12 protein-coding genes are annotated in these 13374 nt (G+C 50.8%); 4 read left to right on the top strand and 8 right to left on the bottom strand.

Going from position 1 to position 13374, the window contains the following annotated elements:
- Positions 1 to 8: 8 nt before the first annotated feature.
- The 8 genes from bamB to ndk form a co-directional block, all read right to left on the bottom strand.
- A complete protein-coding gene (gene bamB, locus CDA54_RS13690) occupies positions 9 to 1271 on the bottom strand; it encodes an outer membrane protein assembly factor BamB (protein WP_229748075.1) in 1263 nt (420 codons plus the stop codon).
- Positions 1268 to 1885, bottom strand: coding sequence for a YfgM family protein (locus CDA54_RS13685; RefSeq protein ID WP_099035658.1), 618 nt, complete (start codon positions 1883 to 1885; stop codon positions 1268 to 1270). The genes bamB and CDA54_RS13685 overlap by 4 nt, the downstream gene beginning before the upstream one ends.
- Positions 1886 to 1894: 9 nt before the next feature.
- Complete coding sequence (gene hisS, locus CDA54_RS13680; protein WP_099035586.1) at positions 1895 to 3175, bottom strand: histidine--tRNA ligase; 1281 nt, start codon at positions 3173 to 3175, stop codon at positions 1895 to 1897.
- A gap of 104 nt (positions 3176 to 3279) precedes the next feature.
- Positions 3280 to 4395: a flavodoxin-dependent (E)-4-hydroxy-3-methylbut-2-enyl-diphosphate synthase gene (gene ispG, locus CDA54_RS13675; protein WP_099035585.1), complete on the bottom strand. Its 1116-nt coding sequence runs from the start codon at positions 4393 to 4395 to the stop codon at positions 3280 to 3282.
- A gap of 37 nt (positions 4396 to 4432) precedes the next feature.
- Complete coding sequence (locus CDA54_RS13670; protein ID WP_099035584.1) at positions 4433 to 5374, bottom strand: RodZ domain-containing protein; 942 nt, start codon at positions 5372 to 5374, stop codon at positions 4433 to 4435.
- Between the two features lie 51 nt (positions 5375 to 5425).
- Positions 5426 to 6430: a type IV pilus biogenesis/stability protein PilW gene (gene pilW, locus CDA54_RS13665; protein ID WP_099035583.1), complete on the bottom strand. Its 1005-nt coding sequence runs from the start codon at positions 6428 to 6430 to the stop codon at positions 5426 to 5428.
- Positions 6431 to 6458: 28 nt separating this feature from the next.
- Positions 6459 to 7580, bottom strand: coding sequence for a dual-specificity RNA methyltransferase RlmN (rlmN, locus tag CDA54_RS13660; protein WP_099035582.1), 1122 nt, complete (start codon positions 7578 to 7580; stop codon positions 6459 to 6461).
- Positions 7581 to 7730: 150 nt separating this feature from the next.
- Positions 7731 to 8162, bottom strand: coding sequence for a nucleoside-diphosphate kinase (ndk, locus tag CDA54_RS13655; protein WP_099035581.1), 432 nt, complete (start codon positions 8160 to 8162; stop codon positions 7731 to 7733).
- A gap of 509 nt (positions 8163 to 8671) precedes the next feature.
- On the opposite strand from ndk, the gene sufB reads away from it, so the two are divergent.
- From sufB to CDA54_RS13635, 4 genes are read left to right on the top strand one after another with little or no spacing between them, the layout of a single operon-like run.
- Positions 8672 to 10108 (top strand): Fe-S cluster assembly protein SufB, encoded by a 1437-nt coding sequence (gene sufB, locus CDA54_RS13650; protein ID WP_099035580.1) that lies wholly within the window; start codon positions 8672 to 8674, stop codon positions 10106 to 10108.
- Positions 10109 to 10121: 13 nt separating this feature from the next.
- Positions 10122 to 10886: a Fe-S cluster assembly ATPase SufC gene (gene sufC, locus CDA54_RS13645; RefSeq protein ID WP_099035579.1), complete on the top strand. Its 765-nt coding sequence runs from the start codon at positions 10122 to 10124 to the stop codon at positions 10884 to 10886.
- A complete protein-coding gene (sufD, locus tag CDA54_RS13640; protein WP_099035578.1) occupies positions 10883 to 12142 on the top strand; it encodes a Fe-S cluster assembly protein SufD in 1260 nt (419 codons plus the stop codon). Before sufC ends, sufD begins: the two co-directional genes overlap by 4 nt.
- Entirely contained in the window at positions 12139 to 13371 is a 1233-nt protein-coding gene (locus CDA54_RS13635; protein ID WP_099035577.1) for an aminotransferase class V-fold PLP-dependent enzyme, read from the top strand. Before sufD ends, CDA54_RS13635 begins: the two co-directional genes overlap by 4 nt.
- The last annotated feature ends 3 nt before the right edge of the window (positions 13372 to 13374 follow it).

The following is a 13374-nucleotide window of genomic DNA, read 5'->3' as shown; positions in this document are numbered from 1 at the left end:
AATTTTTCCTAAGGTGTATCTATAGCTTTAAGCTGACCATCCCGGGTAACTGCAAAAAGCCGCTGCCCTTGTACTACCGGCTCAACATACACCCCTTCATCGGTGTCGTCATCACCCACAGCAATGCGTGCGACTAATTTTCCGTCACTTTGATTTAACCAGTGCAAAAAGCCGTACTTATCTCCCACTACAATATAGTCAGAAACCGGTGCAGCCGCTGTCAGTACTCTGTCCCGAAGGGTATTCTGACTCCACAGCTCAACGCCGTTACGTCTGTCCAGAGCATAAACGACGCTGTTGGCGTCCACTACATACAGGTTGTTGCCATCCAGGGTAATTCTGCGATAGGAACGATACTCCCGCTTCCAGATAATACGCCCACTGCGTAATTCCAGTGCTGCCAGGGTGCCATCAAAGGAAACAATATAAATGACGCCACCGAGTACCAGCGGTTCTACATCAATATCAACAATCCTGTCCAACTCCGTGGCACCTGAGGGTGACGCTACGGTCTGCTCCCATGCCACCTGGCCATTATTCATAATAACAATGGCCATTTTGCCTGACGCGGTTCCTACCATGGCACCGCCGCTGCTAATCGTCGGGGAAGCAATGCCGCGCAATGACAGTGGCGGCACATCGGATTCATAGCGCCATTGCTCTTCGCCGTTTTCCGCATCCAGCCCTAACATCAGGCCAGAGCCAGTGTTAATCACCACCATACCTTCTTCAACGGCAGGCTTAGCCAGTACTTCACCGTCTACATCGACCTGCCACACCGTATCACCGGTATTCACGTCTAACGCATAAACCTCGCCGTTTTCGGTACCAAAATAGAGCTTTTCATAACTGGCACTGAGGCCACCACCGATTCTGGCAGACTCTCCTGACTCCCAGAGTCTGGCGATGCCTGAGAAAAAACCTTCATTATTGTATCTGGCAAAATCTTGTTGCCAGATGACGTTACCTGTTTCAGGGTCTAAGGCTTTAACTTCACCATGACGGCTGGCTGCAAAAAGCTTATCGTAAGCCAATGTGGGCTGCAGACGGGAAAAATGATCACCAACGCCACCTTCCATCTCTTTCTCCCACACTAATTGGGGAGAAAACTCGGCCTGAATAGGCTCCAGTTGCTGGATCTTCAGCTCTTCCTCGTCGGTAAACCATGTTGTCGCGTCCATCCACTGCGGCATAATGGAGCAGCCCGACAGACCCAGGACTGCCAGCAAACTCAGTGCTCTCATTGGTTTAATCAGTTTAAAATCATTCATAGACTTGCCAATACCTGCAGATTGTCCAGTTTCATTTTTAACAGGTTATTGCCGGCATTCAGCTGCAGTGCCTCGCTGTAGGCTGAACGAGCCTGGTCGGGCTTATCCTGAGCGACGTACACATCTCCCTGAAGTTCCAGCACCAGAGATTTAAAGCTCTGTGCCTCTACAGAAGACAGCGTCGCCAATGCCTCTTCATAAGCCTGCTGCTGAATTTGCACTCTGGCCAGTCGCACTTTAGCCACACTGGCCAGCGCATCAACACCGGCCTTGTCAGCGGCCAGCTTCAGTTGTGCGGCCGCCTCGTCAAGATTGCCCTGTTCAGCAGCCTGTTTTGCCAGCTGGAAAGACGCCAGCGCCGCATAATGGTTATCCGGATTTTCAGACACAAAGCTTTTTGCTTTGTCATATTCATTCTTCTCTAGCTGTGCCATTGCCTGTTCATATTGCAGTGAAGCCTGCTCCTGACTGGCAATACGCTGATCATTGTAATAGCGCCAACCCCACAGCCCTCCCAGGCCGATTACGGCGCCGAAGATGATTGCAGTGCCATTATCTTTCCAGAATTTTTTGATGGCTTCGACTTGTTGTTCTTCTGTGCTGTATTCTTCCACCACATTCCCCTACTTATGGTTAAATATCTGTTTCAGCATTGGCGCCAGCTCAGTGTCACCAACATGCTCTTGTGGCCGATCTTCTCGCAAGTATTTTATCGATACCTGCTGTTGCTGCGCCTCTTCCTCTCCCACGATTAACGCAAGAGTGGCGCCGCTTTTGTCAGCCCGTTTAAGTTGTTTTTTGAAATTTCCACCACCGCAATGGGTCTGCAATCTCAGCATCGGCAGATTGTCACGCAAGGCTTCAGCCAGTTTAACAGCATAGCTTTCGGCGGCTTCTCCCATGATGCACAGGTATGCCTCAACTTCCTGTGGCGCGCCACTTTTGCCCAGTGCTTCTAGCAGCAAAACCAGACGTTCCAGGCCCATGGCAAAACCCACTGCCGGTGTGCTCTTACCGCCAAGCTGCTCAACCAGGCCATCATAGCGTCCACCGGCACAGACTGTGCCCTGCGCACCGAGTGCATCGGTAACCCACTCAAAAACAGTACGGTTATAATAATCCAGGCCCCGCACCAGACGCGAATTAACCCGGTATTGGATACCCAACTGATCTAATCGTTCACACAACTGCTGAAAATGTTGTTCAGACGCTTCATCCAGATAATCCAATAAGTCAGGCGCATCGACCAGTAAGGTCTGCACTGCCGGATTCTTGCTATCCAGCACCCGAAGCGGGTTACTGTGCATACGTTTCTTACTTTCTTCATCCAGGCTGGCTTCGTGTTGCTGCAAAAAGGCCACCAGAGCCTCTTTATAGCGGGCTCTTGCCTCGACAGATCCCAGAGAGTTAATTTCCAGAGTAACCTCGCCGGCAATCCCAAAACGCTGCCAGAGCCGCGCACTCATCATGATCACTTCAACATCGATGTCAGGCCCCTGTAGCCCGAAGGCTTCGACACCGAACTGATGAAACTGGCGGTAGCGGCCTTTTTGCGGACGCTCGTGACGGAACATCGGCCCCATATACCACAGGCGCTGCTGTTGGTTATAAAGCAGACCATGTTCATTGCCGGCCCTCACACAACTGGCGGTACCTTCGGGACGCAATGTAAGACTGTCACCATTGCGATCCTCAAAGGTGTACATCTCTTTCTCGACAATGTCCGTGACTTCACCGATAGATCGTTTAAACAGATCGGTGCTTTCCACGATAGGAGTGCGGATCTCCTGATAGGCATAACCTGCCACCAGATCACGAATGCTCTGTTCTACCCACTGCCATGCCCCTGATTGTTCGGGCAGGCAATCATTCATTCCGCGAATAGCCTGAATTTGTTTTGCCAACTTTAACCTGTCTCTTATATTTGAATCGGGGGTGTTGCTATCACCGGCAACACCATTGCAAAAGCGGCGATTATAGGGACTTTATCGCCAAAGTAGTACCTTAATCAGGCGTTTTTCACTTCAATACGCTGGTTCTGATCCAACATTGCTGCTTTGGCCCGGATACGCTTTTCGAGTTGATCCACCAGGTCTTCGTTGTCCAGTCGCTCTTTCTGACGCTGGCCATCGAGATAGAAGCCACTTTTATTACGGGCGCCGGTCAACCCCAGATCCGACACCTCTGCTTCACCGGGACCATTAACTACGCAACCGATAATGGAGACATCCATTGGCGTCAACAGGTCTTCCAGGCGCTGCTCTAACGCATTCACCGTACCAATCACATCAAACTCCTGACGAGAGCAACTCGGACAGGCAATAAAATTAATGCCACGGGAACGGATACGTAACGATTTAAGGATATCGAAACCCACTTTTATTTCTTCTACCGGATCTGCAGCCAGCGAGATGCGAATCGTATCACCAATGCCTTCTGCCAGAAGCATACCCAGCCCAACAGAACTTTTTACCGCCCCGGCCCGCAAGCCTCCGGCCTCAGTAATACCCAGATGCAATGGCTGGTCGATCTGTTCTGCCAGCAACCGGTAAGCCCCCACGGCCAGAAACACATCAGAGGCTTTGACACTGACCTTAAACTGATCAAAGTTCAGACGATCCAGAATATCCACATGGCGCATAGCCGACTCAAGCAGGGCCTGTGGCGTGGGCTCACCATACTTTTCCTGTAAATCTTTTTCCAGCGAGCCACCATTAACACCAATGCGGATCGGAATGTTCTTATCTCTGGCACAGTCTACTACTGCGCGGATACGTTCTTCATTACCGATATTACCGGGATTAATACGCAGGCAATCGGCACCGTACTCTGCCACTTTCAGGGCAATACGATAATCAAAATGAATATCCGCTATCAGCGGAATGTTGACTTGCTGGCGGATCGTCTTAAAGGCTTCAGCCGCATCCATGGTCGGCACTGATACCCGCACGATCTCACCACCCACAGCCTGAATTCGCCTGATCTGCGCAACCGTGGCCTCAACATCTGTGGTCAGCGTATTGGTCATCGACTGCACCGCAATAGGCGCACCATCTCCAATGGGGACACTGCCGACATTAATCCGGGTGGATTTACGACGTTTTATCGGTGATTCACCAAACATAACCTTCTCTTATCCTGATAATCTGTATGAACCTGTGTTATTCAGCCAGCGGCAGGGTAAAGCTAGCCGTTCTGTCCTTATCGAAACCTGACATATCCACTGAGTCACCGGCATAGGTAATCGCCACTACACCGGGCGCACCAAGGGTAACATCAAAGGGGGGGATCCCGGAGATCGGCATCCTGCGCCCCTCAGCTTTGACACCATAGGCAATAGCTTCACCAGTGGCATCGACAATATTCACCCAGCATTCACCGCTGAACTCAAAGACCAGTTCAACCGCTTCTATCATCTGATTAGCCGGTGGCTGCTGCTGTTGCTCGGGCACGCTGCTCTGAACCTGAGGTGTTTCAGCATCGGCCTGGTTATCAACAGAGTCATCAGCGGCCTCTGCCTCTGTATTCAAAGACGGCTCCGGATTGGCTGCTGGCTGCAGTTCAGAAGTTTCACCGGCACTATCGTTGTCTTCCACCGGCGTTCGTTGGTCATTTTCCTGCACCGTAAAGTCGGATACCGCTTTACTTTCCGGCCCTGTGGTTTCGGTAACAGTTTCAATGGCCGGCAGAATATCGCTGTCGCTTTGCTGAAACCACCAGACCACCACCAACGCCAGAATAATACCCAAAATCAAATAGGACACCAGCATCAACCTGTCATCATTGGCCTGGAGCGACATTTTCCTGGAAAAACTCTGTAATTTTGCCGGCTCCGGGGTCTCTGTATTGAGCCGTTCGTAGGCTTCAAGCACCTCATCCACAGGCACGTCCAACAACTTGGCATAGGCCTTCAGATAACCACGGATAAAGGTGACGGAAATAGCTTTATCAAATTGTTCCGTTTCCAGATCCTGAACATTAGCAAGGCGCAGATTCAGCCGGCTGGCAACCTCTTCCTGGCTCAGACCCTTTTCGACCCGGGCATTCTTAAGAAGGGTGCCGGGCCCTGCAACTTGTTCTTCGGCTGACTGTTCGTCTGTCATAATACTGCGTAAACTCTATGCTGGTTTGATTCTCAACAGCCTATTGCGGGTTTAAGGTTGCGATACCCGTAATCTGCTGCCAATTTTAATGTCCTGCGCATCGGTCAGGTTATTCCACTCGATCAGCTTGTTCATTCTGATATTGTACTTCAATGAAATCCGGTAAAGATTTTCGCCGGGCTGTACCTCATGGTACTGAGCTGTATCCGAACTATCCACCACTTGCCGATCTTCTGGCTTTGATGCGGCCTCTGGCTCCGGTGCGGTCTCAGGTAATGGTTCAGCGGGCTTCACCCGCTCCTGCACTGCCATCTTTTGTTGCACACGGGCGGTTAGCTGGTGTTCAGGATACAATTGCATCAGCATAGTAGCGTATCCACGCGCCCCTTGCAGGTTCTGTAAGCCTGATTCTGCCTGATAAGCCATATAAAGTGTACGCGGCGTCACCCTGCCCTGACGTTCATATTGTCTCAGAACGTCCTTTGCTCGCTGCCATTGTTGATCTTCAATCAATGTTTCGGCCAGTAGCAACATGCTTTGCCCACGTCCTGGCTGATGGTTCAGGGCTCTCTCAAGATAATCCATCGCGTCATCAAGCTGCCCCTGACTGCGGCTGCACAGTGCCATATTTTCATAGGTTTCGGCTACCCGATTGTAGCTCTGACTGTTCACCGCTTGCATAAAGTAGCCCTGAGCCTGGTCATAACGACCAAGCTGGCATAAAAATGCACCGTAGCTGTTGAGAATATCCGCATTGTTGCGGTCCAGCTGCATGGCCTGACGGTAGGACTTTTCTGCCTGTTCGAATTCTTCCACGCGCTGATAGTAATAGGCCAGACCAAAATGCACGTCAGCCATTTCTGGCGCAAATTCCAGCGCTTTATCGAGATTGCGCTTCGCCTGACTGAAGTTACCGTTTTTCAGATATGTCAGACCCAATGAGATGCGGGTTTTTGCCGCTTCTGCGGCATCGAAATTGTTCATTCTGTCGTGCACAGACTGGCTCGCACAGGCAGAAAGAAACAAGCATAGTGATATCAGAAGAAACTTAGGCATAAGGTCCCGAATTGAAAACAACAATCTATCAGGCCATTCTTACTGAAATTTGTTCACCCTTCACCTGTTTTTTCATCATCCGTCGGGTTCTGTCCACCACATCGCCCACCAGCTGACCACAGGCAGCGTCGATATCTTCGCCCCGGGTCTTACGTACCACCACTGTATAACCGTATTCCATCAACACCTTTGAGAAACGATCGATACGTGAATTACTGGAACAGGTGTAAGGTGAACCCGGATAAGGATTAAAGGGGATCAGGTTGATTTTACTCGGGGTATTTTTCAACAACCGCCCCAGTTCGTGCGCCTGATCGGTACTGTCGTTAACGCCATTGAGCATCACATACTCAATGGTTACCCGCCCCTGATTCGCATTGGACTTGCCCAGATAACGGTGTATACCATCCAGCAACTGCGCAATCGGATACTTTTTGTTAACCGGCACAATTTCATTACGCAACTCATCATTAGGAGCATGCAGTGACACAGCAAGGGCAACATCAATCTGATCGCCAAGCATATCCAGCGCAGGAACCACGCCGGACGTACTCAGCGTAACCCGTCGTTTAGACAGACCAAAACCAAAGTCGTCAAGCATAATATCCATGGCCGGCACCACGTTTTTAAGATTCAGCAACGGCTCACCCATCCCCATCATCACCACGTTGGTAATGGGACGCCTTGAGGTATCACTGGACAAGCCAATGGTTTTTGCTACCCGCCAGACCTGGCCGATGATCTCGGACACCGAAAGGTTGCGGTTAAATCCCTGCTGTGCAGTAGAGCAGAACGTACATTCCAGCGCACAGCCAACCTGTGACGATACGCACAGCGTGGCGCGATCAGATTCCGGGATCCAGACAGCTTCCACTTCCTGACCACCGGACAATGCCAGGGCAAACTTGATCGTACCGTCGGTCGCATTCTGCAGATAAGCGATCTCCGGAGCCTTGATCTCTGCCTGTTCAAAGAGTTTCGCCCGCAGTACTTTGTTCAGGTTGCTCATCTGCTCAAAGTCGTCAACACCGTGCTGATAGATCCATTTCATGATCTGGTCAGCACGAAAAGGCTTTTCACCAATACTGGAGAGAAAGTCCCTTAATCCCTGACGATTAAGATCAAGCAGATTTTTTTTACCGGCGGTCATAGTGTATTACCTGAACAACAAAGGATTTAACGGGTGCGTATTGTACATTTTTTAAGCGCAGTTACCAATCATACTGCTATGCACAACCAAGCGAAGCATTTCAACTAAAAAGGGAGCCGCAGCTCCCTTTTAATAATGTGCCGTCGCTACTTAACGGGTGCGGGGGCAAACCTCTTCGTCAGAGAAAAAGTAAGCGATCTCTCTTGCAGCAGATTCAGGTGCATCAGAACCGTGTACTGCATTTTCGTCGATGGATACGGCGTAATCTGCACGCAGTGTACCAGCCAGTGCTTCAGACGGGTTAGTAGCACCCATGATTTCACGGTTTTTCTTTACCGCATTCTCGCCTTCAAGTACCTGCACCATGACAGGGCCAGAGGTCATAAATTCAACCAGAGCGGCAAAGAAGGGGCGCTCTTTGTGTTCGCCATAGAATCCTTCAGCCTGTTCCTTGCTCATGTGCAACATTTTCGAAGCAACAATGCGCAGTCCGGCAGTTTCAAAACGGTTATATATTGCACCGATCACGTTTTTCGCAACGGCATCTGGCTTGATGATAGAAAAAGTACGCTCAAGAGCCATGTAAGTCTCCGAATTAGGTAGAGTTGAAAATTTGAGCGCGGATTATATGCAAAAATACATCGCTTTGCTATCCATACTCCACAACAAAATATTAACTGTTAGCAGGGCTGGGTTACAGGCGAATCCAATCCCCCTGCAGCGACGTGGTAAAACTACCATGCACACTGTGACAAAAGGATGAAAGCCTGTGTGCTGGTATTTTATTGACGATTTTCAACATTCTGAGCCAACAATATTGTTGGCCGGATATCTGACAATCAAGCTTTGTGGCCGGGCTGTGTTGTACAACGGGCCAATCACAACAGTTTATTCTGCCGGTAACGCGTTGCCGACGTGCATTTTGCCCCAGTCAATACTTGAGTAAAACGCTCAGGTAATATAGAATCGAAGCAAATCTAAAACCGTTGTCCGCTCCCTTCTTGAGTTTTGACATGCAATGACTCAGGCAGCTAATGCCAGAGAATATATGTAATGGCATCAGGGCAACCGCATCAGGGTGAAACCAGAGTATGAGTGAACAAATCGATCAGGCGTTATCCCGCAAATACGATGCCGGATTTGTCTCTGACATCGAATCTGAAACCTTTCCCATTGGCCTGGATGAAGATGTGATACAACGCATTTCGGCCATGAAAGGTGAGCCAGAGTGGATGCTGGAGTGGCGTCTGCGTGCCTATCGCAGTTGGCTGACCATGGAAGAACCGGAATGGGCCCATGTGCACTACCCCAAGATCGATTATCAGGCCATCTCCTATTACTCTGCGCCTAAGAGTATGAAGGACAAGCCCAAGTCACTGGATGAAGTAGACCCTGAGCTGCTGCGTACCTACGAAAAGCTGGGCATTCCACTGCATGAACAGGAAATGCTGGCCGGTGTAGCAGTGGATGCAGTATTCGACTCTGTGTCAGTGGTGACCACCTTCCGGTCAAAACTGGAAGAGGCCGGGGTGATTTTCTGCCCGATTTCTGAGGCCGTGCATAAGTATCCGGAACTGGTGAAAAAGTACCTGGGTACTGTGGTGCCCCGTTCTGACAATTACTTTGCCGCTCTTAACAGCGCCGTGTTTACCGATGGCTCCTTTGTGTATATTCCCAAAGGTGTGCGCTGCCCTATGGAGCTGTCTACTTATTTCCGCATTAACGAGCAGAATACCGGTCAGTTTGAGCGTACCCTGATCGTCGCGGACGAAGGCAGCTATGTGAGTTACCTCGAAGGCTGTACCGCACCGCAGCGGGATGAAAATCAGCTGCACGCAGCAGTAGTAGAGCTGGTGGCGATGGACGATGCCCAGATCAAATACTCCACCGTACAAAACTGGTATCCCGGTGATGAAAACGGTAAAGGCGGTATCTACAACTTCGTCACCAAGCGGGGCATTTGTCACACCAACGCCAAGATTTCCTGGACTCAGGTGGAAACCGGCTCAGCAGTGACCTGGAAGTACCCCAGTTGCATACTCAAAGGGGATAACAGTGTCGGCGAGTTTTATTCTGTGGCACTGACCCGTGGCAGACAGCAGGCCGATACCGGCACCAAGATGATCCATCTGGGTAAGAACACCAAATCCACCATTATTTCCAAGGGGATCAGTGCCGGCAACAGCAATAATGCCTATCGCGGCCTGGTGCAGATGGGCCCTAAAGCCGATGGCGCACGTAATTTTACCGAATGTGATTCACTGCTGATAGGTGATCGCTGCGGGGCTCATACCTTTCCTTATATTGAGAGCCGTAACCCTTCAGCCATAGTCGAGCATGAGGCGACCACCTCGAAGGTCAGCGATGACCAGTTATTTTTATGTAAACAACGTGGGCTGGATGCAGAAAAAGCCGTATCCATGATCGTTAACGGTTTCTGTAAAGAAGTATTCAGAGAATTGCCGATGGAGTTCGCCGTGGAAGCGGGCAAACTGCTCGAGATCAGTCTCGAAGGCTCAGTAGGATAAGCGGGGAAATTTAATGCTTAAGATTCAAAACCTGCACGCCAGTGTGGAGCAAAAACACATACTCAAAGGTCTGAACCTGGACATCAAACCCGGTGAAGTGCATGCCATTATGGGCCCCAACGGCGCCGGTAAAAGCACCCTGGGGTATATTCTGTCCGGCCGCGAAGGTTACGAGGTGTCTGAGGGCAGTGTCGATTTTCAGGGCGAAGACCTGCTCGAAATGGAGATAGAAGATCGTGCCCGCAAGGGGCTGTTTCTGGCCTTTCAGTACCCGGTAGAAATCCCGGGTGTGAGTAATATGGAATTTATGAAAGAGTCGGTCAACGCGATGCGCGAACAGCGTGGCGAAGAGCCTTTATCTGCCGCTGAGTTCCTGAAAAAAGCCAAAGAAGCCTGCAAGCAGGTACAACTGCCACTGGATTTCCTCAAACGTGGCGTTAATGAAGGCTTCTCAGGCGGCGAAAAAAAACGTAATGAGCTGATGCAGATGATTTTGCTTGAGCCGACGTTATGTATTCTCGATGAGTCGGATTCAGGCCTGGATATCGACGCCCTGCAGGTAGTGGCCAACGGCGTTAACAGTCAACGTGACGGTAAACGCAGCTTTATTGTCATCACCCATTATCAGCGTCTTCTTGATTACATTGAGCCGGATCATGTGCATATTCTGGCTAACGGTAAAGTGGTGAAAAGCGGCGATGCCTCTCTTGCCAAAGAAGTGGAAAAAGAAGGTTATGCCTTTCTGGGACAGGATAACGCCGAGGAGGCCGGCGCATGAGTCAATGGTTGCAGCAGGTCATAGATCGTGGCCAGGCCATTGATGACTGGCTCAGCCCCGTGCGGGAGCAAGCTCTGGAGTCTCTGCGCCAGACAAACTGGCCAAATCGCCGCGTGGAAGCCTGGAAATATACGTCACTGGTACCACTGGAACAGCTGACACTGAGTAGCGATAGCACAAAAACCTCCACCGACATTGCCGATATCGAAGGCCTTAACAGCCTGGATCTGATATTTGTGGACGGTGAGTTACAATCCGATATTACTGCAATGACCCTGCCAGAAGGGCTGCATATCAGTAGCTTGCGTGATGCAGCCGATGAGCAAAAAACAACCGCTAAGGCACTGTTCAGTCAGATCAAACCGCAGCGTCATTTGTTCGGTCTGGTAAACGATGTGCTGGCTGAAGATGGCGTGATTATCGATATCGATGCCGACAGCCATATTGAACGGCCCGTGCGTATCACTAATCTGAGCACCCAGGGGCAGGAATCACATCACCGTGTACTGGTGCGTCTGGGAAATCGTTCCAGTGTTACCGTCATTGAGCAGGGACAGGGTGAGCAGGCCAGTCTGAGTACCGGTTTTGCCGAATATGACATTGGCGAACATGCACAGCTTGAACACTACAGAATGGCCATGCATACCCATAAAGCCATTCATATCGGTGGCTGTCACTTTAGTCTGCAGGAACAGGCAAGACTTAACAGTACGCTGGTTGGTTATGGCAGCCAGTTGTCACGTGTGGATGTCGATATCATCCACAATGGTGAACATGCCAAAGCCAAATTTAACGCCATTTACCTGCTTGGTGAATCAGAGCATTTTGATCTACACAGTACCATTGAGCACGCCGTGCCTAATGGCACCACGGAAGAGAATGCCCGGGGCATTGTCGGCGACAAAGCCAAAGCCGTATTTAATGGCCGTATTCATATTCACCGCGATGCGCAGAAAACCCTGGCAGAGCTGAATAACCGTAACCTGTTGTTGTCCCGTCGTGGTCAGATCAATACCAAGCCAGAGCTGGAAATCTACGCCGACGACGTACAGTGTGCCCACGGTGCCACCGTCGCCGAGATCGAGGAAGAAGCCCTGTATTACCTTCGCTCGCGCGGCATATCCCGTTCGCAGGCCCTGGTGATGCTGAACTTTGGCTTTATACAGGAGCTGGTAAACCAGATGCCGAATCAGGCGCTGGCCCACTGGCTGCAGCCGAAGTTGCAGGCACGCTTTGCGGAGATGGAAGTAAAATGACCTCCCCTTCAGGTATCCTGAATAGCGAACAGATACGTGCCCAGTTCCCTATTTTGCATCAGCAGATCGAGGGGAAACCTCTGGTGTATCTGGATAATGCTGCCACAACACAAAAACCTGAGGCCGTTATCCAGGCAATTACGGACTTTTACACCCAGTGCAATGCCAATGTCCATCGCGGCGCACATCATCTTTCCGATGAGGCCACCCGCCGTTTTGAAAAAGCCCGGGACACGGTAGCCGACTTTATTCATGCCGGCAGCCGCAAGGAAGTGATCTGGACCAGTGGCACCACTGAAGGCATTAATATTGTGGCCAGCGGTATGGCGCAGCGCCTGCAAAGTGGCGATGAAGTACTGGTGACAGAAATGGAGCATCACGCCAATCTGGTTACCTGGCAGCAGGCCTGTGTCCGCAGTGGTGCAATACTGAAAATAGCGCCGATACATGATAACGGTGCACTGAACACAGAAGCTTTTGCGTCACTGTTGTCACAGAACACAAAATTCGTTGCCCTGCCGCATATTTCCAATGCCCTGGGCACCATTAATCCGGTTAAAGAGCTAACCGCATTAGCCAGGGAAAAAGGTGCATTAGTACTGATTGATGGTGCTCAGGGAGTGGCACACGGAAATGTGAATGTGACCGACATCGGTTGTGATTTCTATGCGTTTTCCGGTCACAAGCTCTTTGGGCCCACCGGCATTGGTGTGCTGTGGGGCAAAGAAAAGGTCCTGCAGGACTGGCCCGTGTGGCAGACCGGTGGCGAGATGATCGCCAAAGTCACTTATGAGTGCTCCACCTGGGGTGAGTTACCCAATCGCCTTGAAGCCGGCACGCCAAATATTGCCGGTGCCATCGGTCTGGGTGCCGCCATTGACTGGTTTATGAGCCTTGATCTGAGTGCCGTACAGGCTCATGAGCAGGCCCTGATGGCCAGTGCCCTGGAACAGGCCGAAGCCTTTGAAGGTTTGAAAATCATAGGCAATGCACCCAATAAGATAGGGGTGCTGAGTTTTAATTTGCAGGGCAGCCATCCCGCCGATGTGGGCTTTATCCTGGATCGCCAGGGCATTGCGATACGCACCGGCGATCATTGTGCGCAGCCACTGATGCGACGTTTAGACGTACCGGGCACTGCCAGAGCGTCTTTTTCTGTGTACAACACCTTAGAAGAAGTGGACGCGCTGTTTGTTGCCCTGAAGAAAGCCCAGAGCATGCTGGCCTGACAG

The organism is Lacimicrobium alkaliphilum, from assembly GCF_002591895.1.
In the GTDB taxonomy this organism is placed as follows: Bacteria; Pseudomonadota; Gammaproteobacteria; order Enterobacterales; family Alteromonadaceae; genus Lacimicrobium; species Lacimicrobium alkaliphilum.
This window is presented reverse-complemented; position numbering and strand designations above follow the sequence as displayed.

Bases quoted from the DNA above. Each gene is read 5' to 3' on its own strand.
- CDA54_RS13635 (WP_099035577.1), top strand. From the start codon at position 12,139: ATGACCTCCCCTTCAGGTATCCTGAATAGCGAACAGATACGTGCCCAG.
- rlmN (WP_099035582.1), bottom strand. From the start codon at position 7,580: ATGACCGCCGGTAAAAAAAATCTGCTTGATCTTAATCGTCAGGGATTA.
- pilW (WP_099035583.1), bottom strand. From the start codon at position 6,430: ATGCCTAAGTTTCTTCTGATATCACTATGCTTGTTTCTTTCTGCCTGT.
- sufC (WP_099035579.1), top strand. From the start codon at position 10,122: ATGCTTAAGATTCAAAACCTGCACGCCAGTGTGGAGCAAAAACACATA.
- CDA54_RS13670 (WP_099035584.1), bottom strand. From the start codon at position 5,374: ATGACAGACGAACAGTCAGCCGAAGAACAAGTTGCAGGGCCCGGCACC.
- sufD (WP_099035578.1), top strand. From the start codon at position 10,883: ATGAGTCAATGGTTGCAGCAGGTCATAGATCGTGGCCAGGCCATTGAT.
- ndk (WP_099035581.1), bottom strand. From the start codon at position 8,162: ATGGCTCTTGAGCGTACTTTTTCTATCATCAAGCCAGATGCCGTTGCG.
- ispG (WP_099035585.1), bottom strand. From the start codon at position 4,395: ATGTTTGGTGAATCACCGATAAAACGTCGTAAATCCACCCGGATTAAT.
- bamB (WP_229748075.1), bottom strand. From the start codon at position 1,271: ATGAATGATTTTAAACTGATTAAACCAATGAGAGCACTGAGTTTGCTG.
- sufB (WP_099035580.1), top strand. From the start codon at position 8,672: ATGAGTGAACAAATCGATCAGGCGTTATCCCGCAAATACGATGCCGGA.